The organism is Roseomonas sp. HF4 (assembly GCF_005222755.1).
GTDB lineage: Bacteria > Pseudomonadota > Alphaproteobacteria > Acetobacterales > Acetobacteraceae > Neoroseomonas.
On record NZ_STGD01000005.1, the window covers coordinates 1 to 24676 of the forward strand.

The 24676-nt window shown below is 69.4% G+C and carries 21 protein-coding genes and 1 tRNA gene; 8 read left to right on the top strand and 14 right to left on the bottom strand.

The features are described 5' to 3' along the window. Nucleotides 1–154: 154 nt before the first annotated feature. The 3 genes from E8M80_RS09240 to E8M80_RS09250 all read right to left on the bottom strand — a co-directional run bounded on the left by E8M80_RS09240 (nt 155) and on the right by E8M80_RS09250 (nt 3826). Nucleotides 155–1381 carry an FtsX-like permease family protein gene (locus tag E8M80_RS09240; protein ID WP_137125402.1) on the bottom strand — a complete coding sequence of 409 codons (1227 nt, stop codon included), beginning with the start codon at nt 1379–1381 and terminating at the stop codon, nt 155–157. Next, nucleotides 1378–2601: an efflux RND transporter periplasmic adaptor subunit gene (locus E8M80_RS09245; RefSeq protein WP_206035600.1), complete on the bottom strand. Its 1224-nt coding sequence runs from the start codon at nt 2599–2601 to the stop codon at nt 1378–1380. Before E8M80_RS09245 ends, E8M80_RS09240 begins: the two co-directional genes overlap by 4 nt. Nucleotides 2602–3106: 505 nt before the next feature. Next, complete coding sequence (locus tag E8M80_RS09250) at nt 3107–3826, bottom strand: integrase core domain-containing protein (protein WP_170979304.1); 720 nt, start codon at nt 3824–3826, stop codon at nt 3107–3109. A gap of 97 nt (nt 3827–3923) precedes the next feature. Here E8M80_RS09250 and E8M80_RS09255 point away from each other — a divergent pair, with 97 nt between their 5' ends. Both E8M80_RS09255 and E8M80_RS09260 read left to right on the top strand, forming a co-directional pair. Then, complete coding sequence (locus tag E8M80_RS09255) at nt 3924–4574, top strand: PAQR family membrane homeostasis protein TrhA (protein ID WP_170979305.1); 651 nt, start codon at nt 3924–3926, stop codon at nt 4572–4574. Between the two features lie 169 nt (nt 4575–4743). Next, on the top strand, nt 4744–5652 hold the full coding sequence (locus tag E8M80_RS09260; RefSeq protein ID WP_137125406.1) for a class I mannose-6-phosphate isomerase: 909 nt from the start codon (nt 4744–4746) through the stop codon (nt 5650–5652). Here the strand turns inward: E8M80_RS09260 and E8M80_RS09265 are convergent. From E8M80_RS09265 to E8M80_RS09290, 6 genes are all read right to left on the bottom strand, one after another. Then, nucleotides 5615–6910, bottom strand: coding sequence for a glycoside hydrolase family 130 protein (locus E8M80_RS09265; protein WP_240789959.1), 1296 nt, complete (start codon nt 6908–6910; stop codon nt 5615–5617). The two genes, E8M80_RS09260 and E8M80_RS09265, sit on opposite strands and share 38 nt — an antisense overlap. Then, on the bottom strand, nt 6907–9180 hold the full coding sequence (locus E8M80_RS09270) for a glycosyltransferase family 4 protein (protein WP_206035601.1): 2274 nt from the start codon (nt 9178–9180) through the stop codon (nt 6907–6909). The genes E8M80_RS09265 and E8M80_RS09270 overlap by 4 nt, the downstream gene beginning before the upstream one ends. A gap of 741 nt (nt 9181–9921) precedes the next feature. Further along, a complete protein-coding gene (locus tag E8M80_RS09275) occupies nt 9922–10731 on the bottom strand; it encodes a transglutaminase family protein (RefSeq protein ID WP_137125409.1) in 810 nt (269 codons plus the stop codon). Between the two features lie 96 nt (nt 10732–10827). Then, nucleotides 10828–11706, bottom strand: coding sequence for a transglutaminase family protein (locus tag E8M80_RS09280; RefSeq protein ID WP_137125410.1), 879 nt, complete (start codon nt 11704–11706; stop codon nt 10828–10830). Between the two features lie 507 nt (nt 11707–12213). After that, nucleotides 12214–13374 (bottom strand): OmpA family protein, encoded by a 1161-nt coding sequence (locus E8M80_RS09285; RefSeq protein WP_240789960.1) that lies wholly within the window; start codon nt 13372–13374, stop codon nt 12214–12216. A gap of 624 nt (nt 13375–13998) precedes the next feature. Next, on the bottom strand, nt 13999–14970 hold the full coding sequence (locus E8M80_RS09290; protein WP_137125411.1) for a tripartite tricarboxylate transporter substrate binding protein: 972 nt from the start codon (nt 14968–14970) through the stop codon (nt 13999–14001). A gap of 137 nt (nt 14971–15107) precedes the next feature. Here E8M80_RS09290 and E8M80_RS09295 point away from each other — a divergent pair, with 137 nt between their 5' ends. Next, nucleotides 15108–16802: an amidohydrolase gene (locus E8M80_RS09295; protein WP_137125412.1), complete on the top strand. Its 1695-nt coding sequence runs from the start codon at nt 15108–15110 to the stop codon at nt 16800–16802. Here E8M80_RS09295 and E8M80_RS09300 read toward each other — a convergent pair. From E8M80_RS09300 to E8M80_RS09320, 5 genes are all read right to left on the bottom strand, one after another. Beyond that, nucleotides 16786–17430: a hypothetical protein gene (locus tag E8M80_RS09300; RefSeq protein ID WP_137125413.1), complete on the bottom strand. Its 645-nt coding sequence runs from the start codon at nt 17428–17430 to the stop codon at nt 16786–16788. The genes E8M80_RS09295 and E8M80_RS09300 overlap by 17 nt on opposite strands. A gap of 71 nt (nt 17431–17501) precedes the next feature. After that, nucleotides 17502–17744 carry a hypothetical protein gene (locus tag E8M80_RS09305; RefSeq protein ID WP_206035602.1) on the bottom strand — a complete coding sequence of 81 codons (243 nt, stop codon included), beginning with the start codon at nt 17742–17744 and terminating at the stop codon, nt 17502–17504. Nucleotides 17745–17939: 195 nt separating this feature from the next. Beyond that, a complete protein-coding gene (locus E8M80_RS09310; protein WP_137125414.1) occupies nt 17940–18266 on the bottom strand; it encodes a DUF86 domain-containing protein in 327 nt (108 codons plus the stop codon). Beyond that, nucleotides 18256–18588 (bottom strand): nucleotidyltransferase family protein, encoded by a 333-nt coding sequence (locus tag E8M80_RS09315; RefSeq protein ID WP_240789961.1) that lies wholly within the window; start codon nt 18586–18588, stop codon nt 18256–18258. The genes E8M80_RS09310 and E8M80_RS09315 overlap by 11 nt, the downstream gene beginning before the upstream one ends. 940 nt (nt 18589–19528) lie before the next feature. Further along, on the bottom strand, nt 19529–20617 hold the full coding sequence (locus tag E8M80_RS09320; RefSeq protein WP_137125415.1) for an integrase arm-type DNA-binding domain-containing protein: 1089 nt from the start codon (nt 20615–20617) through the stop codon (nt 19529–19531). Between the two features lie 98 nt (nt 20618–20715). On the opposite strand from E8M80_RS09320, the gene E8M80_RS09325 reads away from it, so the two are divergent. From E8M80_RS09325 to E8M80_RS09345, 5 genes are all read left to right on the top strand, one after another. Next, nucleotides 20716–20791: transfer RNA gene (locus E8M80_RS09325), tRNA-Phe, on the top strand. Nucleotides 20792–20867: 76 nt separating this feature from the next. Beyond that, nucleotides 20868–21782 (top strand): ABC transporter permease subunit, encoded by a 915-nt coding sequence (locus E8M80_RS09330; protein WP_137125416.1) that lies wholly within the window; start codon nt 20868–20870, stop codon nt 21780–21782. Beyond that, entirely contained in the window at nt 21779–23101 is a 1323-nt protein-coding gene (gene livM / locus E8M80_RS09335) for a high-affinity branched-chain amino acid ABC transporter permease LivM (RefSeq protein ID WP_137125417.1), read from the top strand. The genes E8M80_RS09330 and livM overlap by 4 nt, the downstream gene beginning before the upstream one ends. 4 nt (nt 23102–23105) lie before the next feature. Then, nucleotides 23106–23900 (top strand): ABC transporter ATP-binding protein, encoded by a 795-nt coding sequence (locus E8M80_RS09340; protein ID WP_137125418.1) that lies wholly within the window; start codon nt 23106–23108, stop codon nt 23898–23900. Between the two features lie 8 nt (nt 23901–23908). Beyond that, on the top strand, nt 23909–24616 hold the full coding sequence (locus E8M80_RS09345; RefSeq protein ID WP_206035613.1) for an ABC transporter ATP-binding protein: 708 nt from the start codon (nt 23909–23911) through the stop codon (nt 24614–24616). The last annotated feature ends 60 nt before the right edge of the window (nt 24617–24676 follow it).

Here is a 24676-nt window from a genome sequence, read left to right on the forward strand (position 1 = left end):
CCCGCGCCTACCACCACATCCCCGAAGCCGTCTGCGCCATCCGCGACTACTGGCGACATCACGCCGCAGCATCCTGAACCCAATTCACCGCGGCCGTGGGGCCCAGACGACGCTTACGAGGCGCAGCACGTCCGGCTCCATCGGCGCGGGAGCGTCAGCCACGGATCGCCACGACGGGGTCGAGCCGCGCCGCGCGCAATGCGGGCGCCATCGCCGCGAGCACGCCGGTCGATGCCGCGACGACCGCTGCGATGACGAACAGCTGTGGCTGGATCATCAACGGAAACAGCGGGCTTCCATCGGCCTGGCGGACCGAGGCATGCCAGGCCACCAGCGCGCCGACGCCTGTCGCGGACCCGATCAGCGATCCCAGCAGCCCGAGCACGCCCCCCTGTATCAGGAAGACCCGCAGGATCTGCCCGCGCCGCGCGCCCATCGCGCGCAGGATGCCGATCTCGCGCGAGCGCTGCACGACAGAGACCACGAGAACGCTCGCGATGCCGAGTGCCACGGACAGGCCGACCGACAGACGGATCACCGTGTTCGAGGTCTGCTGCGCGTTAACCGCCGTGAAGAATTGCAGATTGGTCCTGATCCAGCTGTCGGCACGGATGCCTGTCATGCCATGCGCCAGCCGCGCGAGGATTTCCGCCGCATAGGGATCATGCAGCGTGACCTGCAGGCTCGTCACGCCACCGGTAAGGCCAAGCAGGCTCTGCGCAGTCCGCAGGGCGACAAACGTGCTGCGCTCGTTCACGCCACGGTTGCCGAGATCGAAGAGACCCGTCACCGTCAGGGTCGCGTCGCGACCCGTGGCCGTCGTCACCCGCAGCTTGTCGCCGACACCCACACCGAGCTCGACCGCGAGGTCGGTGCCGATGACGATGTCCTCGCTGGTCAGTCGGGGCTGTCCCGCCACGATGCTGTCCGGCAGCTTGACGATGCGGAAGTAGCCTTCCGGCTCGACGCCGGTGAGCGTGATGGAACGGCTGGCTTCGCCGCGCACGGCAAGCGCGCCGCCGGCGGCGACGGGCGTTGCCACGGCGATTTCCGGCATGTCCCGCATCTGCCGCAACACGGTCTGCCACTGGTCGATGGAGCGGATCCGCTGCGACGGCCGCTGAACAATGGCATCCTGGACCACACCTTCCGCGGCGCGCAGCGGACGCGCGACCTCGTCCGGCGGGAGCAGGACGAGATGGGCCTGGGCGCTCAGGACACGGTTGAGGAAATTTGCCTGGATTCCCGTGAGCAGCGCCGACATGAACACGATCACGGCGACGCCCATGGAAACGCCGGCGAGGATGAAGATCGTCTGCATCCAGCCATCGCGCAGGAAACGGATGGCGGCGATCCATTCGAAGGGCAGCCACGTTCTCATCGCGCCGCCATGGGCCGCACCCGGCCGCCATCGACGATCGCCACGCTGGACGGCACGACCAGGTCGCCTTCGCGCAGCCCGTCCAGGATCTCGACCCGCTGCGGACCGCGCAGGCCGATCGTGACGGCGCGGCGTCGTGCCCGTCCATCCTCGATGCGCAGCACCCAGGGTGCCGCGCCCGCCGCGTCGTGCACGGCCGAGATCGGCAGGACCAGTGCATCCGCCCGTTCCGCCACGGAGATGTCCACCGACACGGTCATGTCCTGGCGCAGATAGTCTGGCGGGGCGAGCACGCGCAGCTTTACCTCGACCGCGGCGCGATCGGGATCGACGGACGGGTTGATATAGGCGAGTTCCGCGGCGAAGCGCCGGTCGGGATAGGCGTCAGCCGAGGCGACCGCCCCCTGGCCGACGGCGATGAGGCCGAGATTCTTCTCGTCGATCTGCAGCACGATCTCGACCTGCCCGACCGGTGACAACACCATGAGAACCTGGTTCGGCTGCACGACCCCGCCACGTTCCACGTTGCGGGCGATGAGCGTGCCGGCTTCCAGCGCGCGGATCTGCGTGTAGCCGAGCCGCGAGAGCGCCACGAGCAGACTCGCGCGCGCCTGGCGCAGCGCGGCCTCGGCGGCGACGTAATCGGTCCCGCCAGGGACGTTGCCGGCGACCTGCGCCTGTGCGGCGCGCACCTGCGCCTGCGCGATGTTGAGGGTGCGACGTGCGTTGTCGAGCTGTGCCTGCGTCTCGAAGCCACCCGAGCGCAGGCTCTCCGCCCGTGCATATTGCTGCTGCGCGTTGAGCAGGTTCGACTGGGCCTGGCTCAGATTCTCCCGGGCCACGGGCAGCGTCACCTCGACGATCTGGCGCAGGCGGGCCGCGGCCTGGGCCATCGCCGCTTCTGCCTGTTCGACACTTGCCCGCAGTTCGCTGTCCTCGAGCGTAATGAGAACCTGGCCCGCGGCGACCGCCTGGCCCTCCCCGACAGGAATGGAGGCGACGGTGCCGGTGATCTGACTGCCGATGTTCACGCGGTGTGGCGTCGCGATCCGGCCGCTTGCCACGACGCTCTGCACCAGCGCGCCGCGGACCACGGGTTGCGCCGTGACGATCGGCCCGAGCAACCAGGGGATTGCGAGGTAGAGGCACACGCCCAGCAGCGTCAGGACGCCAAGGATGCGCCAGCGCCAGCGCCGGAGCAGCACACCGACGACCCTCACGACGCGAAGGGGCGTCACCACGATCGCCAAAGGCGGGGCATCCACCCGGTCGCCTGTCGTGGGCGGTGCCGGCACCGCTGCCCGAGGGAGCGGGGCGCCATCATGCTCCGAAGCCGGAGGACGCGGCGCTGAGTCGGTCGGCATCTTGGGTCCTCATCTTACTGTTCGGCCATGTTGCCAAGGAGGTGCGGGCGCATGGGCGCCGGCGGCTGCACATCGCCTCGCCCGATGGTCGGGATCCGAACACCATCGTGGCAATGCACACATTCGCACCGGCCTTGCGGTCACCGCCAGGGAAAGAACATCTCGATGGAGGGAAACCACCCATGCCCCCGCGCGTTCGAAGCCGGCAGCAGCGACACATGGAGCGGGGCAAAAGAATGAGGGCGATCGCCAAGCCGACCGGGGTATCCGTATCCGGATCGGAGGGTCCTGCTCTCGAACCTGATGACCGCGTGGGCGTCCGCAGCGCGCTTCCCTTCCGACTGGAGCGTCTCGGTGAATCTCAGCCGAGCAGATCCGAAGCCCGAGCCGAACCGGCGCCGCGTGCTGGTGGGACGGCGGCGTCGCGGCGTGCGGATGCAATCTCCGACGCCGGGAACAGGCGCGCCCTGAACGCCGTCGATACCCATGTCGGCGCGCGCGTACGACTGCGACGCTGTCTTCGGGCATGAGTCAGACGACGCTGGCCAAGACAGTCGGGGTAACGCTCCAGCAGATCCAGAAGTGCGAGCGGGGCCTCAACGGGATCTCCGCGAGACGACTGCACGATCTCGGAGGCGCGCTCGATGCCTCGATCTCGCACTTCTTCGACGGCATGCCGGCGAGCATCGGCGAGACCGTGGCGGCGCCGCTTGGAAACGGGCTTGCCGGAGGCCTGAACGGCCCGGAGCTCGACAGGTTGCTGTACCGGACCCGGTTCCCTGGACACGCGGGAGCATTTTGCACCGCGCTTCTGGTTCGTGTCGACCCGCGCGGCGCGGGCGTCGAGCGGGCTGCGGAAACCGTTCTTTTCGATCCACCACTCGGCGTTGTAGCGGCCCACGAACTCGCGGACGGCATCGCGGACCTCGTCGGTCGTCTCGAAGACGCGACCATGGACGATCTGCTCCTTCAAGGTCCGGAACAGCCGCTCGATAACGCCATTCGTCTCGGGTTCTCCGACGACGGCGTAGCTCGGCGAGATGCCCCAGAACCTGACCTGCTGCTGGAAGTGCTCGGCCATGAAGTTGCTGCCGTGGTCGTGGCGCAGTGCGAGGCCGGTTCGCGGGAGAGGAGTTCCACACTCTCGCCGAGCAGCAGGCGCAGGACGACCTCGCGCGATGAGCGGAGCCCGCACCTCCTCGCGCGGCGAACGGCTAGCGGATGGCTGCATCCATCTGCTTGGGCTGTCCGCCGCGTTTTTCGCGAGCGTGGTGCTCATGCTGGCCGCGCTACGGTCGAGCGGCGAGCTCGTCGTTGCCGCGGCCGGAATCTACGGCATGGGGCTGCTTGCTGCGCCGGCCTGCTCGGCGCTGTACAGCTTCGCCGCGGAGCGCCGGTGGCGTGCGCGACTGAGGCGCTTCGACCACGCCGCCATCTTCGTGATGATCGCCGGGACCTATACGCCCGTCGTCACACTCTCGAACCCAACCGCTTGGGGCTGGAGCGTGCTCGCAGCGGTCTGGATGGGCGCCATCGTGGGGGCGGCGACAAAGCTGCTGGCACCGGACCGCCTCGACCGGTCGTCGGTGCTCGCCTACCTCGCCTTGGGCTGGGCGGGTCTCGCGACCATGGGACCGTTGCTCAGCGCCCTGCGGCCGATCGAGGCCGCGCTGCTCGCGGCCGGCGGATCGCTCTACATTCTCGGCGTCGTGGTGCATCTCTCGACCCGCCTCCGCTACAACAAGGCGCTTTGGCATGCTTTCGTGCTGGTCGCCGCCGGATGCCATTTCGTCGCGATCTACCGGCTCGTGGCTACGCTGCCACGATAGGGGAAGAAAGTCCCCTCCAGGCGCAGCGGAACGATTGCCCAATGACAGCGTTGGTCCGACAGCCCTCGTTCCAGCGTAGAGGCGAGGAGCCGTATACATGACGCGGCAAGGACCATCGCGGATCACGCCCCTGCTCATCGAGCGGATCTGGGGCCGCGGCGACCTGGGCGTGGGCCTGTGGCGCGGTGCCTTCGACGTCGCGGATGACGGACGGCTGATCGGCGAGGCATGGCTCAGCGACGTGCAGTGCAGCGTCGAGGGTGGCGGAACGCTCGGCGCGCTGGTCGCGGACGGAAGTCGCGGCAAGGCCGGTCCCCCTTTGCTCGCCAAGCTGCTGTTCACCGCGGCCCCGCTCTCGGTGCAGGTGCATCCCACCGATGAAGCGGCCCGCATCGCGGGCTCATCCGCATCCGGCAAGGACGAGGCCTGGCATATCCTGGAGGCGACGGCGGACGCGCGCGTCTGGATCGGGTTGCGCCAACCGGTCACCCGCGGCGCCCTGCGTGCGGCCGCCGAGGATGGCACGGTCCTCTCGCTGCTGCGGCCGCACGCGGCGCGGCCTGGCGAGACGATCCTGGTGCCGGCGGGGACGGTCCACGCGATCGGTGCTGGCATCGTGCTGCTCGAGGTGCAGGATCCCGTCGACATCACGTACCGGCTCTACGACCATGGGCGGCCACGCGAACTGCAACTCGACGCGGCCCTGGACGTGGCCGATCTGGGTCGGTCCCGCGGCGTTGTCGTCGGCGCCGCCGGCGCCGGCATCGCGCGTCGGACCGTGGCGACGGCGCGGCGGTTCGTCCTCGAGATCTGCGACGCGGCCGCAGGCTTCACGCTGGCACCTGACGGCGCGCCCGAACACATCTTGGTCGCGCTCGCGGGCGGCGCCACGCTCGATGGCCGCGCGCTTCCCCCCGGTGCGGCCGCCTTCATCCCTGCGACGGGTCGGCCCGCACGCATGGACGGCGCGCCGGGTGCCACCGTCGCGCTCCTGCACGCAGGGCCTGGCCCGAGCCGATGCCTCGTCGTCGATCGCGGTGTCAGTCCATTGCGGCGAGCAGGTCAGCCACCGGCATGACCGCGAAGCGCGTGGAGCTGTCCGACGCCGCGTAGGGCATGACCAGGCGTCCGCCATGCACGAGCGAGCCGCAGGAATAGACGACGTTGGGGACATAGCCGTCCCGCTCGGCGCCGGCCGCCACGAGCAGCGGCCCGCGCAGCCGCGCGAGCATACGGCCAGGGTCGCGCAGATCCAGCAGCGCGGCGCCGATGCAGTAGCGCCGCATCGGGCCGACGCCATGCATCAAGACGAGCCAGCCTTCCGGCAGCTCGACAGGGGCGCCGCAATTGCCGATCTGCACGAACTCCCAGGGCGCGGCAGCCGCAAGGACCTCACGCCCGCCGTTCCATACCTGGAGGTCGTCGGACAGCACGAGGCTCAGTGTCTCCCCATCCGAACGCGCCAGCATCGCGTAGCGGCCGCCGACGCGGCGCGGAAACAAGGCCATGCCCTTGTTGTGAACCGCGTCGCCGCGCAGCGGCATGAAGGAGAAGCGCCGGAAATCATCGGTGCGGAGCATCTCCGGGGCGATCTCGCGCCCTGAATACGCCGTATAGGTGGCGAAGTAGCAGGCGCTGCCGTCATCCTCGACGAACCGTACGAAGCGCGCATCCTCGATGCCGTTGCGCTGGGTCTGGGTGATCGGGAAGATCACGCGCTCGCCCAACGCCACGCTAGGCGGGAAGGTGATGTCGAAGGAGTCGGCGAGCCGTGCCGCGGTCGTACGCCGCGGCGTCGTGGCGAACAGGTCCGGCGGATCGATGCGGATCTCGCCGGCGCCGTTCATCACGCCGCAGCGGAAGCAGATCGAGCTGATATGGCCCTCGCCGGTTGCCCGGAGACTGAGGACAAAGCGCAGCTCGTCGGGCGCGAGGCCCGACTGGTCCGGGTGCTGCACGATCGACGGGTTGAACAGGGCCGCCGACTGGAAGCTGTACTCGTTGCTGAAATAGGCGCCGATCAGCAGCCGTCGCGCCTGGAAGACGTCATGCTCGAGGCCAAGCAGGTCGCGGATATGCGTGTAGCGCTCCTCGAGGATCGCCGGGAGGTCCGCGTGGCGCGCGCCGAAGTCCCGCAGGGTCGTCTGCAGTACCGCCTCGACCGCCGGCGCATCCATCGCGAGGATCCGCTCGACCAGGCGCGTGGCACGCTCCAGGTCGGAACGGTGAAGATCCCGCGGATCGAGAGCGGCAAGGAACGGTCGGACGATGACCCGCGCCGGGTCCGGCTCCAGGACGATCGGCAGCCTTGCGAGGCCGGGATGTCCCGCGCTCACTGGGCGGCCTGCACGATGCCGGTGTCGCGGCGCCGCCATTCGTCAGCAACCGCGGCACGGAGTTCGGTCGTGGCCATGAGAAAGGCGAGCGTCGATTCCGCGCCCTGGTTCTGGTTCACCCGGTCGCACAGCAAGCCGTCGTGGCACGCGCCGGATCGCGCGTCGTGCATTGGCTGCCCGAGGTCGTTGTCGCCCAGGAACCAGGCGTAGGCACGCCGGGCCTCCTCCAGCCAGTCTTCGTCGTCCGTGGCCCGCCATGCCGTCAGGCACGCCCCGACCGTGGCGGCCGCCTCCACCGGCTGCTGGTCATGCAGGGCGCGTTCGCCCCCCCGCCGCCAGAAACCCGCCGAGCCAATGGGCCGGAAGTGCCCGGCCTCCGCGCGCTGGTTCCGGCAAAGCCAGGCGAGCGCCTCGATCCCCGACGCCAACCACTCCGCCCTCCCGGCCTGGTGGCCAGCCGCGATGAGCGCCTGCGGCAGGCGCCCATTGTCATAGGCCACGACATCCTCGAACCAGGTCCAGCCAGGCCGCCGGTTGCCGCGCAGATGGTCATGGAGCCGTTCCGCGAGCTTGGTGCGCAGCCGCTCCAGCCGCAGGTCACCGGGCCGGACCGCCAGCGCTTCGACCACGCCGAGCAATGCAAATGCCCATGCACGCAGGGAGTCGAACCGGAGCGCCGGCGGCGCCGCATGTTCGAGCAGACCATGTGCCCACCCCCGTTGCGACTGGTCTTCCCCGCGGGCCATGACCGTGCCGAGGGCCCAGACCGCGCGGCCATGGCTGTCCTGCGAGCCGACGGCCTCAAGCCACCGGCGGTCATAGGCCATGAAGTTGCGGAAGCGCCCAGTGTCGGCATCCCAGGCATGCTGGACGAAGGCGGATGTCGTGGCGAGGAAGTTCGCCGGCATTGCCGAGGCAGCGGGGTCGCCTTCGGCCGTCAGGATCGTGCCGAGGATGAGCGCCCGGGTATTGTCGTCGAGGCAATACCCATGCGTCCGGTCCACGATCGCGCGCGTCGCGTGCTGCGCAATTCCCGTCGAATCCATGAGTCGGGCAAGGTGGGTCAGCCGCACCGGCGGCGCGATGAGGGCGGGCGTACCGCCGGCCTCCGCGATCCTGGGCGGGATCGAGGGCGCCGCGCGCGGGGACAGCCGGCGCTGCCTGGTCGCCTCCAGCCGCGCCGCGGCGAAGACGTCGCGATAGAGTGCGCCGATCCTCGACCACCGCATGCCGTGGCCCAGCGCATAGGCGGCTTCACGCATCGCGCGCAGCCGCGCCGGGTCCGCAAGGAGGCCGACGACAGCCGAAGCGATCGCCGCCGGATCGGCGAAGGGCACCAGTGCGCCGCGTCCTTCCGCCAGAAGTTCCGCGGCATGCCAGTACGGTGTCGAGACCACTGCCTTTCCCATTCCGAAGCTGTAGGCGAGCGTGCCGGAAACGCTCTGCGCCTCGTTCAGGTACGGGGTGAGATAGATATCGGCCGCGGCGATGGCGCGGGTCAGCGTCGGCAGGTCCACGAAGCGATCAAGGAAGCGCACATGGTCCGCGACGCCGAGTTGTGCCGCCAACCGCTTCAGGGAATCGCGGTGGGCCTCGCCTTCCCGACGCAGGATGTTGGGATGGGTGGCGCCGAGGACGAGGTAGAGCGCGTCGGGCCGCTGCGCGACGATCGCGGGCATCGCGCGGATCGCCTGCTCGACTCCCTTGCCGGGTGAAAGCAGGCCGAAGGTGAGCAGCACCGTTCGCCCGACGGCGTCGAACTCGGCCTTGTGCGCCATGGGAGGATCCTCGGCAGGAGGATCGGGAATGCCGTGCGGGATGACAGCGATCTGCTCCGCGGGCACGCCGTGGACCTCGCGCAGAATACGCTGCGCCCGCTCGGTCATCACCACCAGCCGGCTTGCGCAGCGGATGAGTTCCTGCAGGACGCGGAACTGGCCGGGCGTCGGATGGTCCAGCACGGTGTGCAGCGTCGCGACCACCGGCATGGTCGCGCGCCTGACAAGGGCAAGCAGTCGGTCCCCATCGGGACCACCATAGATGCCGTACTCGTGCTGAACACAGAGGATGTCGGCATTGACGTCGCCGAGGAACTCGGCCGCACGGCCGTAGGCCTGGGGAACGTCTTCAGGGATGTCGAGCCAGACTTCCGGCGGATAGTCGTAGTCGGCGCCGGGATCGGTCATCGCCAGGACGAAGCATTCGGCATCCGGCACTGCGCCCGCGACGGCGCTGCGAAGGTCGCCGGTGAAGGTGGCGAGGCCGCACATGCGCGGCGCATGGTTTCCAAGGAAGGCTATCCGGTGAAGTGGAGGCGCTCGGGACGTCATCGTGATGGAACTCCTGCCGCATTTTCTGCATGAGCGCCGAAGCGCGCGGTGTCTTGCACGCGAAGCCCGCTTCCGACACGGGGCGGTCCGTGGCGGCGCGATCGCAGTATCCTGGCGCACGCCCGGACACGCGCCGCGCATGGGCACATGCCCGTGCCGCACGACGCCAAGGCACACGTTCGATAGCGGGCATGGGCGGGAAGGTCTCCCGCACGACGCCAGGACCACACCACACGATCGGTCTTCCATCGCGCCGACAGCGTCCGCGCTACCTATGGACGTCGGAAGGCCCGTCGAGAGGAGGATCGGCGTCGCGACGACGTCCAGTAACGCGCGCTTCGCGCGGAAAGTTGCATCTGGTTCGCTGCTCGCGCTGAAAAGGCGTTGGCGCGTGTCGCGCGCCTCCATCCGCATCAGGCAGATGGTGAGTTGCGCGCCATGCCAAAAGCGCCCTGCGCCGCAGCCGCGTCGGCCCCGGGCGCTTGCCGCGACCGGCTTGCTGTGGCGGAACGACGTGCAGGCAGGATGATCGCTCCACTTAGGCGGCCGAAGGATCTACCCCCTGCCGCACCAGGCTGCCGAGGCCGCGAATGCGGCCCGCCGGCAGTCCGGCGAAGCCAGGCGACTGGATCTCCGCATCCGAGAATTAGGGCCGAAGGTGAAGCCTTCGGCCGCCAGACATTACGGCGTCACTTCGTCCGTGAAGACGCTGAATCCCACCAGCGTGCAGGGCCCGAAGGTCGTCGCGATCGCGACGTCGGTTGCATCGCGGCCGCGCGCAAGCAGGATTCGCCCAATGCGCGGGACGTTGTTGCGCGCATCGAAGGTGTGCCAGCGGTCATCGAGAAAGACCTCGAACCACGCGGCGAAATCCATCGGCCCATAGGGCGGCGGCATGCCGATGTCGCCCAGATAGCCCGTGCAGTAGCGCGCCGGGATGTTGACGCAGCGGCACAGCGTGATCGCGAGATGCGCGTAGTCGCGGCACACGCCTCGGCGCTCCATGAAGGCTTCCGAGGCGGTTCGCGTCGCGCGCGCATGCTCGTAGCCGAAGGCGATGCGGTCATGCACGTAGTCGCAGATCGCCTGCACCCTGTCCCAACCGGTCGGCCCCTGGCCGAACAGCGACCAGGCTATGTCCGACAACCGATCGGTATCGCAATAGCGGCTGCCGAGGAGATAGATCAGCATCTCGTCCGGCAGTTCCTCGACGGAACGCTGCCACGCCGCCCGGATGACGGGATCGGGCATGCCGGAATCCTCGACGAGTATGCGCGTCGCGATCGTCAGCCGACCGGCGGGGGCCACGATTCGCGTGCAGACATTGCCGAAGCCGTCGCTGTAACTCCTGGCAGCGACCGGCGGATCGAAGGCCAGCTCATGCGGCCCGATCAGGTCTGGCACGCGAGAGGGATGTGGCGTGACCACCAATAGCATCGGCGTGGGCTGCGGGCAGTCATAGACGATCTGGCAGCCGGCGCTGATGCGCATGGAAAGCTCCTGCAGAACGAGAGGCCGGCGCGGACGGGCGGGCCGTCAGCGTGGCAACGCGGCGTTGGGCCCGGTAGCCCGGGGCCCGGCGCGGACTCATGCACGCGGCCGGACGTCCGTGACGGTGACGTCGACCGTCATGCCGAGATGGTCAGACGGAAAGCCTGTCCAGGTCCCGTGCAGCGGCACGACCTGGCGATGATCGCGGGCGATGGCGACCCTGACCAGGTCGCGATTGCCGATGATGCCGTTGGTCGGATCGAGCTCGACCCAGCCCGCGCCCGGCACATAGACGCGCAGCCACGCATGCGTTGCGCCACCTCCAACCCGGCCGCTGGGCTCCGGCGCATACAGATACCCCGAGACGAAGCGCGCCGCGAGGCCGAGCGCGCGCAATGCCTCGATCATGAAGACCGCGAAGTCCCGGCAGGTGCCGCTGCCGAGGCGCAGGGTCGTGAGTGGGTCCTGCACGCCGCGCTCGGCGCGGGCGACATACACGAAGTGGCGACGAACGCCGTGGGTGAGGTCGGCGAGCAGGTCGCGCGTTCCGGTCGGCCCGTCACGCCAGAGAAACTGGCGCGCCCAGCGTTCCACGGCATGCTCGGGGTCCGGATACTGCCTCTCGATGGAGCGGGCGAGATCCGCCATGTCCTCTACATCGTAGGAGAAGGGATAGGTCTCGGCGTCGCGTGCGATCGGATAGTCGAGCGCGTTCACCGGCGAATGATCGATCCAAACGCTGCTGGCGAAGCGCAGTTCGCTGGCACGGGTCGAGAAATGCGCGATGCCGACGCTGTTGCCGAAGACGTCATGCAGCCAGCGGATCGCCGAGGGTTCCGGCGTGATCTCGAGCGTTGCCTCGATCAGCCGCTGGTCATGCCCCTCCCGCGGACGGAACATCATCCGGTGCTCGCCGAAGGCGACAGGCTGCCGGTACCTGTATGTCGTCACATGCTGGATACCGAGGATCGGCACGGCGCATCCCCTCCTGGGCTGATCATGGCCGCGCATCGACGGCGCGGAGCGGCTTTGGATGGGCGGTCGAAAGACGTTGGCCACGTGATGCGGCGGGGGTGGCCGCCACGACCCGAACGACCCGGCGCTTTGCGGAGATGGGCCGTGGCCGAGGCGGCCACAACCCTTCGAGCGCCTCGCCCTTCAATCCATGCCGCCTGTCCGGTCTTATCTGGGCGCGATCCGTACGACCACGAACGTCAGCCCTGGGCGATTTTCGCTGTCCCGGACCGAGAGGGCTCCCTTCAGGTGCTCCGGCTTCCCGAATTCGCCTCCAGCACGCGGCGCAGCTTCCCTCCTGCGACGACACTGGCCGCATCGATGATTGCGGCTTCGAACGTGACCGCCGGTGGCGGTCGGCACACCGTCCGCGCTTCCGCCATGCATCGGATATCTCCCTCGGCCACGCGCCATGTCCTGGCGAGCGTCGGCAAGTTGCACCGCATTGTGCTCCTTGCCGGCGCGGCTTCAGCGCAGCACGATTTCCACGCGGCGGTTCTGCGGCTCGCGGGTGTTGTCCGAGGTCGGGACGAGCAACTGGCCCTCACCAACACCGCGCGCCGTGATTTCGTTTCGCGGCACGCCGAGGCGCACGAGCTCGGCGGCGACCGCATTCGCGCGGCGTTCCGACAGGCCCTGGTTGTACTGCGGCGAACCCGACGTGTCGGTATGGCCCGTCACCTCGAGGCGCGTCACCTGCTGCCGGGTGCGCGCCTGCGCCGCCTCGGCGATGATCTGGCGCGTGCGCGCCGTCAGATCCGCACGATTCCAGTCGAAGAAGACGAGGAAGGTACGCGCTGGAGCGGGAGCGACGGCGGCGACGGCGCTCGGCGCGGGCGCCGCGTGTCCGAAGTTGTAGCGGACGCCGAGCAGGATCGAATGATTGAAGGCATCGACCTCGACATTCGTCCGGCGCGTGACCCCCGCTGCATTGGTCGCGGTCGCGGAGAATTCCGGCGACAGCATGCCGAAGAAGCGGTACTCGGCGGTGAGGGCGAGGCCAGGAACAGAGGTGATCGGGATGCCGAGGCCGACGATCGCCTGGTAGGCGAAGCGTCCGTCGGAATCATCGATGCGGAACTGCGGGACCGTCGTCCCCGCGGTTGTGCGCCCGCGAAGCGAGACGTTGTCATATTCATGGATCGCGTAGCCCGCGCCGAGGCCGAGATAAGGCTGCACGGTCCAGCGCGAGGTGGCGCCGAAGTCGTACAAGGCGTTGGCCATGATGCCGTAGGTTCGCGCAGTGCCGCCCGAGGTGCCGGTGAATCCCGTCGCGCTCACCTGATCGGCGTCGTTCTGCCGGTAGTTGCCCTCGAGCTCGAGGCGCAGGCCGTTGCCGAAGCCGTAGCCGACCGAGATCAGCCCCACGAAGCCGAGGTTGAACGAGGCGTTGAAGCCTCCGCTCGGCGTCAGACCGAGATTGTTCGGATTGACGTTGGTGCTGTCGATGAAGCTCTGCAGATTGCCGCCGTCGGAATCGGTGAGCCAGTTCACGCCGGCGCCGCCGGCCACGTATAGGCCGCTGACCGGCTGCGCGATGGCGGCAGCCGGCATCGCCATCACGGTTGCGAGGAGTAAGGCCTTCTTTGAGTTCATGGCTGGCGTCCTGCTGCCGGGATCGCGGCCCATCGCCGCATCCAGGGAACTTCCGAAGAGCGCCAGCGTTGCATCCGGATGAACGTGCAGGAATCCTCTTCGTGGGGCGTGTGGCTTCTGCGCAACGGCCGCAACGCTGGGAGCGAACCGCCCTGGAAGAGGGCCGGCGACGGGTCCCGATACCGAGCCGGGGAGACCGGCGGTCACGCCGGCAGCGTCGGAGGGTAGTCGGGCATCGCTGCCCTACCGGCTCACCGATGGCGGGCTCAACTCCGCTCGGGACAGCCGAAACTGGCCGTGCCTTGAACCTGTCGGCGCCAGCGCGTCGCGCACCACAGGAGGCCGCCCCTCGGCCTAGCGCAGCCAGGACCGGATCAAGCGATCCGGCACGCCCAGCTCCGCCGCCACCTATGAGACCGAGCGGCCGCCGCCTCGTACTTGAGCGCCTCCGGGAAGCTCCGGCGCCGTTTCACGCCCTCCGACATCCTCACCTCCAGGCCCTTCAGCCTATCTGAGGCGTCCACGCATGTGGGGCAGGCCCACCGTCGGGCGCGCTCTGGGCGGACGCAACGGCGATGCCGGGCAGCCCCGCACGGTGGGACGAATTCATTCTCAGTGAAGGTCGCCGTGTTCCTCGCGAGCGGGTCGTGCCAAGCGCTACTGGGGCTGAAAGTTCGCGATCCTCAGCAGTTCCTGCGACCGCGCGAAGTCACGCTCCATGAACTGCGCCAGCTCGGCACCGGCCTGGAACATCGGCTCGATCCCCAGGCTCCCGACCCTTTCGCGGACATCGGCCTCGAACATCGCGGTTGCCAGTTCCGCGTTGATGCGCGCGGTGATCTCCGCGGGCAGGCCGCGCGGCCCCCACAGCGCCCACCAGGATTCCAGGTCGATGCTCGGCATGCCGCCTTCCGCGGTCGTCGGAATGTTTGGCGCCGCCGCGCTGCGCTGCGCGGAGGTGATGGCCACACCCTTCACCCGACCGGCTCGCACCGGCGGCAGCGTTGCGAGCATCGGGTCGAAGATCAGCGCGATGCTCCCGCCCATCATGTCCGCCAGCGCCGGCGAAGTACCCCGATAGGACGCGGCGGTCACATCCACGCCGACCTGGCGGATGAACTCCACCGTCGCCAGGTGCCCGGCCGAGCCCAGCGACGACACGCCGAAGGACCAGTCGCGCGGGTTGGCGCGCACGGCGGCCGCGACCTCCTGTAGCGTCGTCTGCGGCCGCTGGAGGTTCATGATCAGCAGCAGCGGGCCCTGGCCGACGCGCGCGACCGGCTGCAGGTCGACCATCGGGTCATAGCCGGGGCTGCGCATGACCAGCCGCGCCAGGATCTGGATGCTGGCGGAGAAGCAGAAGGTGTAGCCATCGGGCGGGGACTGCGCGACGGCGATGCCGCCGATCGCGCCGTTGCCGCCGGTGCGGTTCTCGACGATCACCGGCTGGCCGAGCCGTTCCTGCAGCTTCTGCGCCGTGACGCGCGCCATGGCGTCCACCGACCCGCCGGGGCTGAACGGGACGACCAGGCGGATCTGGCGGCTCGGCCAGGTGCCCTGCGCCTGCAGCCGGGGCGCTGCCAGAACCAGCCCTGCGCCGGTCGCGGCGAAGAGGGAGCGACGCTTCATTGTTCCAGCCTCCGTGTCGGACGGGCGCCATCCTGGCGAAGTGGCTGACAGGGGCGCAACAATTCCGTCCGCGGCGCGCTTGACCCTTTGGTGTCCCGGCTGGACCGTGGCGCGGCGCAGTGCCCCGGAGCCGCCTCATGGATGCCATCCCCGCCGACCTGATCCTGACGGGCGGCAAGGTGCTGACGATGGACGACCGCTTCTCGGTGGCCGAGGCGGTCGCGGTGCGGGACGGCCGCGTCCTCGCGGTCGGCGACGCCGCGGCCGTCGCGCGGCATCGCGGGCCCGGCACGCAGGAGATCGCGCTCGCCAGCCGCACCATGATGCCGGGGTTGATCGACGGGCACGCCCATATGGACCGTGCGGGGCTGCGCCAGGTGCTGCCGAGCCTCGCGGGCTGCCGGTCCATCGCGGATGTGCAGGCGCGCATTGCGGAACTCGCGCAGGGCAGGCAGCCGGGCGAATGGATCGTCACCATGCCGCTCGGCGAGCCGCCCTTCTATCGCGACCCGGAGAAGGGCCTGGTCGAGGGGCGCTGGCCGACGCGGCATGACCTCGACGAAGCGGCGCCGCACAACCCGGTCTACATCAAGCCGATCTGGGGCTATTGGCGGCACACGCTGCCGCTGGTGTCGGTCGGGAATTCCCGCGCGCTTGCCTTGGCCGGGATCGGCCCGGACACGGTGCCACCTGCGCCGAGCATCGAGATCGAGACGGATGCCTCGGGCGCGCCGACCGGCATCTTCCGCGAACAGACCTTCATGCCGCTGGTCGAGTTGTCACTGCTCCGCGCCGCGCCTGGCTTCACGGTGGCGGAACGCGCGGCGAGCCTGCCGGCCGCGGCTGCCGCCTACCATGCCTTCGGCACCACCAGCATCTACGAGGGCCATGGCGTCGCCGCGGAACTGCTGCGCGCCTATCGCCAGGTGCACGAGGCGGGCCGGCTGACGATGCGGGCGAACCTGGTCTTCTGTCCGGACTGGCGCGGTGTCGAGGACACGGACCTGGACCGTCTGGTCGAGGGCTGGGCGCATTGGCTAGCCGGCCGCGGGCTCGGCGATGACATGCTGCGCGTGGGCGGGCTCATCACCGAGATCGGCCGCAACCCGGAAAATGCGATCCGCGCCGCGGCGCCGACCACCGGCTGGGCCGGCTTCAACTACGACATGGGTCTGCCGCGGGAGCGCGCGAAGGCGCTCCTGGTTGCCTGCGCGCGGCAGGGCATCCGCGTCACCGGAATCTGGCCCAACATGCTGGAGCTGTTCGCCGAGGTGGATCGAATCGCGCCGATCCGCGGCCTGCGCTGGGTGCTCGGCCACATCTCGGTGCTGACGCGGGATCAGGTTCAGCTGATCCGAGACCTCGGCCTCGTGGTGACCACGCACACGAACCGCTACATCGCGAAGGAAGGCCATTTGATGCAGGCCCGGCACGGCTTGGCCGATGAGGATTCGATCGTGCCCCTCCGCTGGCTGCGCGAGGCCGGCGTGCCGGTCTCACTGGCCACCGACAACGTGCCGATCTCGCTGTGGCAGCCGGTCATGCAGGCGGTGACGCGCATGAGCACGGCGGAGCGCCGCCCCATCGCCCCCGGCCAGGCGCTGAGCCGGGAGGAGGCGCTGCGCGCGGTGACGAACCACGGTGCCTTCCTGACCATGGAGGAGGACCGGAAGGGCTCGATCGAGCCAGGCAAGTTCGCGGATTTCGCGGTGCTGAGCGCCGACCCGCTGACGGTACCGGATGCGGCGTTCGGGGATATCGCGGCGGAGCTGACGATTGTCGGGGGCCGCGTCGTGCACCAGCGGAGCGCGGCGGTCACGGGAGGCGCGTGAGCTCGTCGAGGAACAGGCGGTAGGTGACGTTGCGCGGCGCTGCCGCATCCTCGGGTGTCCAGGCGAGGAAGCTCGACCTGCCCTGCATGTCGGTATCCATCACCAGGGCGCGGATGAAGGCCGTCTCGGGCACGAGGCCGCGGGCGGTGACGGGCTCCTGCCCGGTTTCGAACCACGCCTCGCCGGGGTGCCGGCGCTCGACGCGATCACCGATCCGCAGAAGCAGGCGGCCAGCAAGCAGGCGGCGGATCCCCTGGCCGTAGTGGCCGTGCGCGGGCGTGTCGGCGTTCGGGATGAAATCCACGCGGTCGAGGCGCAGCACGAAAGGCAGGGACGGATCGCGCGCCAGCGGGCGGGCGAGCAGCAGACGAGCGCGATCCTCCGGCGGCACGGTCCAGTCGGGCGGACGGCGCGCCACCTCAAACCGCCAGAGCGTGCCGTGCCCGGTGACCTCGATGGCTGCGTCAGAGAACAGGGTCGCATCAGGCGACAGGGACCGATCGCCGATCCTGGCCTCTCCGTCGTGCAGGTAGAGCGCGCGTGGCCCCGGCGGCAGGCACATCGGCTTTGCAGGATCGAGCACGTCCTCAAGGAGCAGCATCTGCATCTGGTGGGTGTCACCCGTCATGAACGGTGGTCCCTCCTCGGCAAGGCCCGATGCTGCGGGGCGTCACCCATTGTGACGCGGAAAGCGCTGCTTCAGCGTCTCGACCGTATGGCGCCACTTCGGCGTGGTCGACGGCACCACTGTGTTCTGGTTTCCTCATCGAGGGGCTGGCCGAAGCGCTGCCGGAAATCCTCGGCCAGGCTCTTGCCCGGCGCGAAGCGGCCGTAGATGGCAGCGATGTCATCGGGCTGCAGGGCGTCCACCCAGGCCGCGTAGTCGAGGGCCTGGGCTACGACCTCGCGCGGCGTGCGATCCCGTTTGATCTCGATCAGCACGAGCGCGCCGTCGGGCGCGATGGCCAGCAGGTCGATCCGCCCGCCATGGCCCGTCTGCGCGGATCAGCAGGGCAGTGGCTTCGGCACGGTTGGCGGCTTCGATCTCGGAGCTCGTCAGCTTGTGCACGGCCGAGGTCGCCGAGACGCCAGTCGCGCTAGTTTCGATGGGCTCTGAAGGAATCGGGCTGCCGGCTGTCACGGCACGCCCTCGATCAGCGCGCGAAGCACGAACAACAGCGAGACGACTTCCCTTTCCATCCTCACTTCGTCCATCGCGGGCAGCCCCGTCATCTCCCGCCAGGGCAGGTCCGGCAGCGCCGCGCAGCTGTCGCGGGAGACACGGCCCGCCGCCTCTCCCAGCACTTCCAGCGCGCGGATCACGGCGGCCTGGTGCAGGCGGCTCGCAAGGAAGGCGGCCTCGTCCAGCCCTGCCACGAAGCTCTGCGCATCCCGCGCGGCCAGCAGCATGTCCCACAGCACCGCGAGTTCGCGCTCGGGCAGCGACGGCGGCTCAGGCGGCATAGAGCGGGCGGGCTTCGTTCAGGATGCGGCGGCGGCGGATCGGGTTGCGGCTGGCCTCGATCGCTTCGCGCTCCAGCAGGTCCACGCGGCGGCCGAACAGCGCCTCCAGCGCCTCCCGCAGTTCGGCGAAGCCCGCGAGGTCATCGCGCGCTGCCGGCGTCAGCGTCACCAGGAAGTCGAGGTCGCTGCGCGCCGGCGCGAAGTCGGTGCCGCGCGCGGCGGAGCCGAACAGCTCCAGCCGCGCCACGCCGAAGCGGCGGCACAGCGCGGCCAGCGCCTCCCGCTTGGCGTCCAGCTCGGCGATCATGGGCGTGGCGTCCATGGCGGACAGGATAGCATGGGTCAGCGGGCAAGCGCCTCGGCCAGGATGGCCTTCAGCTGGTCCCGCAGGCGGGCAGTCTCGGCCTCGGGCGGCGTCGAGCTTGGCCAGCAGCACCTCCGGGTCGCCATGGGCCACCGCGGCCGTGTTCGGGTTCTTGATGTCGAGGTTGACGACAACCCGCCTCTGCTACCATGGCTAACCTCGGCTGCTCGGGGTTCCTTCCCCCAGCACGCCCCCCGGGCTGCCCCTTGGTCTCGTTTGTCGAGGATCCACGGGCGGCCCGGACCGCCTCAAGGCGCCCGTCATCCCCGATCCCCAGGTATTAGGCCACCTGGCCGTCCGGCTGCTGCCGAACGACCACCCGCATCGGGATCCTCCCGTCCGGAGTCTCGATATTCGCGCCGAGGTGGTGCTCCAGGACAGGAATGTCCGCTCGCCTCTGCCGCGCCGGCTCACCGCGCCTTCAACGCGGCCTCCTGATTGACGCGCGCTCCCATCCAGATCGTCGCGCTACACTAGGAGGAGCGACGCCCGCCTGTGGGTGTTGCCGGTCGACCAGACTGGCAACATGACTGGCAACACCGGAAGGGCTAAAAAAACCTCGCTTGTTGCCAGTGTTGCCAATTACTCAGAGGGTAATCCTCCCCCGCTTCGCTCATCGCCGCGCCTGACGCTTCGCCCGCCGTTCTGCGAGCGCATCTGCTGGGACGACCGCGGGATCCCCTCGGCCGGCCGAGGCCAGTGTCCCCACTCGGGCGCCCCAGGCGTCGAGGGCAGCGCGCTTCTCGGTCGCCCACCCGTGACGCTGATACACGCCGACGATCCCCGCCCGGCTGCCGCTTACGTGGTTGAGGATCGCCTCCGTGACCTCGAGGCGAATGCCGAGGCGCTGCAGGCCAGTGGCAACCGTCCGCCGGAGGTCATGAAGCGTCCACGACACTTAGGGGCGCCCCGCCTCCTTAGCTGCCTTCGCCATCGCCTTGTCGAGCCGCACCTTCACGCGACCGAAGCCGCTGGGCGCAGTGCCTCGTGCGCCGCGGAAGACCAGACCGGCACCCCTCTCTTTGGCCCGGAAGCGCGGCTGCGCCTGCAGCACATCGAGCATCTGCGCGGAGAGCGGAACCGTGTGTGCGTGCCGGTTCTTCACCCGAGCCGCAGGCAGCGACCAGGTCGCGCTGTCGATGTCGATCTCGGTCCACATCATCCCGGCGACCTCGCTGCGCCTCTGGCCAGTCAGGAGGAGGGTGCGCACGAGCCCGCCCCAGGGCGCGTCGAGCGCGCCCGCGGCGGTCCAAAGCGCACCAACTTCGGCGTCCGTCAGGACGCGCTCGCGGGCCGCCTCCGCCGCCGGCCGCTCGGTATCCTTCCATGGGTTCTCGGCAAGAGAGCCTCGCTTCAGCGCCCAGGACCAGCAGGCTGAGGCGACGGCACGAAGGCGGTTGGCCGCGACCGGCCCCTGCTTCGACTTCACCTCGTCGAGGATGCCGACCGCCGCCGTCCGATCGAGGTCGGCGGCCGGAGCGGCGCACCACGTCCCGAAGGCGCGGCGCATGTCGCGCGGTGCTCGCGCCCGATAGGAAGCCGACCGCTCGGACAGGCGAAGCTCGGTCCAATGGGCAATCAGCCTTTCGACTGTGAAGGCGCCGGCGGCTTCGGCTGCGCTCGCCTCCGCCTTCGCGCGCGCCTCGGCGGCCCGCTGCTCGGCAAGGCGCTGACGCCGCTCGGCGACGGGGTCGCGGTGATCGCGAACGGCGCCCCTGAGCGTCTCGGCGCTCTTGCGCGCCTTGGCGGTGGTGATCTCGCCCCAGGTCCCGATCACCGCACGGCGACCGATCCCCCCGACGCGGTATTGGAGGAGGAACGTCTTGCCGCCCGTGCGGGTGACCCGCACGGCGAAGCCGCGGAGGTCGGCGTCGAACAGGAGGACGTCCTTCCGGCCGGGTGGGCAGATCGCCGCCTCGACGACTGCATCCGAGAGCCTGAGGCGTGAGGGTCGCTCGGCCGGCTTGCGGACTCTTTGCGGACTCATTTCTCCGTCGCCTTCTGACGGTTCGTGGCGTACGAAGTCGCAGGGTCGGCGAAGAAGGTCAACAGATTCCGGAACCGTTGTCGGCTCGCGGACTCATCGTGGCGGCACGTGTCGGGCACGGCTCTGCGACTGAAATTCGCAGTGTCGGTGGTTCGATTCCGCCCCTGGGCACCATCCTCCCTTCCGGCCATGCCGTGCCTGTCGTAGCGTCGCGGCAGGACTTCACGCGCGCAACGAAGGGAGACGGCCTGTGGCTTATGCGCTGCAGCAGCTGATCAACGGGATCAGCCTCGGCATGATCTACGGGCTCATCGCCGTGGGCTACACCATGGTCTACGGCATCATCGGCATGATCAACTTCGCGCATGGCGACATCTTCATGGTCGGCGCCTTCGTAGCGCTGATCTCGATCGTGATGCTCGTCTCGGGCGGCATCATGGACGGGCCGGCGGCGATCCTGATCGTGCTGCTCGTGTCGATGTGCGTCACCGCGCTCTATGGCTGGACGGTCGAGCGGATCGCCTACCGGCCGCTGCGCGGGTCCTTCCGCCTGGCGCCGCTGATCAGCGCGATCGGCATGTCCATCGTGCTGCAGAACTACATGCAGGTGGCCCAGGGCGCGCGCGTCAAGCCGATCGAGCCGCTGCTGCCCGGCGGCATCGAGGTGATGGAGGCGCAGGGCTTCGCCGTGCAGTTCTCCTACATGCAGATGCTGATCATCGCGGTGACGCTCGGCGTGCTCGGCATCTTCACGTATCTCGTGACGCGAACGCCGCTAGGCCGCGCGATGCGGGCCTGCGAACAGGACCGGAAGATGGCGAGCCTGCTCGGCATCAACACCGACCGCACGATCAGCCTGACCTTCGTGATCGGCGCGGCGCTGGCCGCGGTCGCGGGCAGCATGTACCTGCTGCGCTACGGCGTGATCGACTTCTACATCGGCTTCCTGGCCGGCGTGAAAGCCTTCACGGCCGCCGTGCTCGGCGGCATCGGGTCCCTGCCCGGCGCCGTGCTGGGCGGGCTGCTGATCGGGCTGATCGAGACCTTCTGGTCCGCCTATTTCAGTGTCCAGTACAAGGATGTCGCGGCCTTCTCGATCCTCGTGCTCGTGCTGATCTTCATGCCGACCGGCCTTCTCGGCCGGGCGGAGGTCGAGAAGGTATGACCGGCGAGGTCGCCGCAATCACCATGGCGAACCGCCCCTCCGTCACCGCGGCGGCCATGAAGGATGCCGCCATCACGGCGCTGGTCGCGGCCGGCCTGTTCATCCCGATCGTCGGGCTGCGCACCGATGTCGGCGCCGATGGCGCGCTGATGATCCGGCAACGCTGGGCGGATGTCGCGATCCTGGTGCTGATCGCCTTCTTCGGCCGGCTCGGCCTGGTCACTTGGCGCGGCCTGCGCGGAGAGGCGAAGCCGCGCACCGCCGCGCGGACCGAGGTGCTGCGCCGCGCCGGCACCTTCGTGGCGCCCCTGCTGCTCGGCGCCGCCGTCGTGCTTCCCTTCATCCCCGGGACGGGGCGCTACGAGCTCGACCTCGGCATCCTGGTGCTGACCTACGTGATGCTCGGCTGGGGGCTCAACATCGTGGTCGGGCTCGCGGGGCTGCTCGACCTCGGCTACGTCGCCTTCTACGCGGTCGGCGCCTATTCCTACGCGCTACTCGCCACGACCTTCGGCCTGTCCTTCTGGGTGTGCCTGCCGCTCGCCGGCATCCTCGCGGCCTTCTGGGGCATCCTGCTCGGCTTCCCGGTGCTGCGCCTGCGCGGCGACTACCTCGCGATCGTGACGCTCGCCTTCGGCGAGATCATCCGTGTCGTGCTGATCAACTGGGTCAGCCTCACCGGCGGACCGAACGGCATCACCGGGATCCCCCGCCCCTCCTTCTTCGGCCTGCCTTTCAGCATGTCGGGCGAGCCCGACACCTTCGCCGGCTTCTTCGGCATCGAGCCCTCCCCGGTCCACCGCGTCATCTTCCTGTACTACCTCATCCTCATCCTCGCGCTGCTGACCAACTGGGTCAGCATCCGGATGCGCCGGCAGCCGCTGGGCCGCGCCTGGGAAGCGTTGCGGGAGGATGAGATCGCCTGCCGCGCGCTCGGCATCAACGTCACCAACACGAAGCTCACGGCCTTCGCCATGGGCGCGATGTTCGGCGGCTTCGCCGGCGCCTTCTTCGCCACGCGCCAGGGCTTCATCAGCCCGGAATCCTTCACCTTCATCGAGAGCGCCATCATCCTCGCGATCGTCGTGCTGGGCGGCATGGGCAGCCAGATCGGCATCGCCATCGCGGCGCTGGTGATGATCGGCGGCTTCGAGCTGTTCCGCGACCTCGACGAATACCGCATGCTGGTCTTCGGCGGCGCGATGGTGCTGATCATGGTGGTGCGCCCGCGCGGCCTGGTCGGCAGCCGCACGCCCACCGTGGCGCTTGGCGCACGGCGCGCGATCGGCGCCGAGCATGTCGGCGAAGGGCGCGGTTGAACCGATGGCGACGCCGATCCTCGAGGCCGAGGGGCTGACGATGCGCTTCGGCGGCCTGACCGCCGTCGACGCCGTCTCCTTCACCGCCCTGCAGCGCGACATCACCGCCATCATCGGCCCGAACGGCGCCGGCAAGACGACGATGTTCAACTGCATCACCGGCTTCTACCGGCCGACCGGGGGCGCGCTGCGCCTCATGCGCGACGGCGCGCCGGTGGACCTCCAGCGCCTGCCCGGCCACCGCATCGCGCGCGCGGGCGTCGCGCGCACCTTCCAGAACATCCGCCTGTTCCCCGGCATGACGGCACTCGAGAACCTGCTCGTCGCGCAGCACAACACCCTGATGGCGGCGACCGGCTTCGGCATCGGCGGCCTGATCGGCTTGCCCGGCTACCGGCGCGCCGAACGCCTGGCCATCGAGAAGGCGACGCATTGGCTGGAAGCCACCGGCCTGATCGAGCGCGCCGACGACCCGGCCGGCGCGCTGCCGTATGGCCAGCAGCGGCGGCTCGAGATCGCGCGCGCCATGTGCACCGACCCCGTCCTGCTCTGCCTCGACGAGCCCGCCGCCGGCCTGAATCCCCGCGAATCCGACGAACTCGGCGTGCTGCTCCGCGCCATCCGCGACGGCGGCTGCTCCATCCTGCTGATCGAGCACGACATGGGCGTGGTGATGGGCATCTCCGACCGCATCGTCGTACTCGACCACGGCAAGAAGATCGCCGACGGCACGCCGGCCGCCATTCGCGCCGATACCCGCGTCATCGCCGCCTATCTCGGCGAGGGGGACGAGGCATGAGCGCGCCCATGCTCGCCGTGGACGCCGTCTCCACCTCCTACGGCGCCGTGCAGGCGCTGCGCGACGTGTCGATCGAGGTCGCGCAGGGCGAGATCGTGACGCTGGTCGGCGCCAACGGCGCGGGCAAGTCCACGCTGCTGATGACGATCTGCGGCGACCCCCGCGCGCGCGCCGGGCGCATCGCCTTCGAGGGCCGCGACGTCACGCAGCTGCCGACGCATGAGATCATGCGCATGGGCCTCGCGCAGGTGCCGGAGGGAAGGCGCGTCTTCCCGCGCATGTCGGTCATGGAGAACCTGCTGATGGGCGCGCAGGTCGCCGGCCACGATCCGCCACCGCTGCTGGACCAGGTCTTCGCGCTGTTCCCGCGCCTGCGCGAACGCCAGGCCCAGCGCGGCGGTACCCTGTCGGGCGGGGAGCAGCAGATGCTCGCGATCGGCCGTGCATTGATGTCGAAGCCGCGGCTGCTGCTGCTGGACGAGCCATCCCTCGGCCTCGCGCCGCTGATCGTGCGGCAGATCTTCTCGGCCATCCGCGACCTGAACGAAAAGGAAGGGCTGACCGTCCTGCTGGTCGAGCAGAACGCGAACCAGGCGCTCCGCCTCGCCCATCGCGGCTACGTGCTGGTGAACGGGCGCATCACGCTGGCCGGCAGCGGGCGGGAGTTGCTGGCGATGCCCGAGGTCCGCGACGCCTATCTCGGCGGCGGGCATTAGCTTGGCTTCAGGCGCCGGCGCGCACCTGGCTGTGCCTGGCTTGCCCGCCCCGCACCGGAG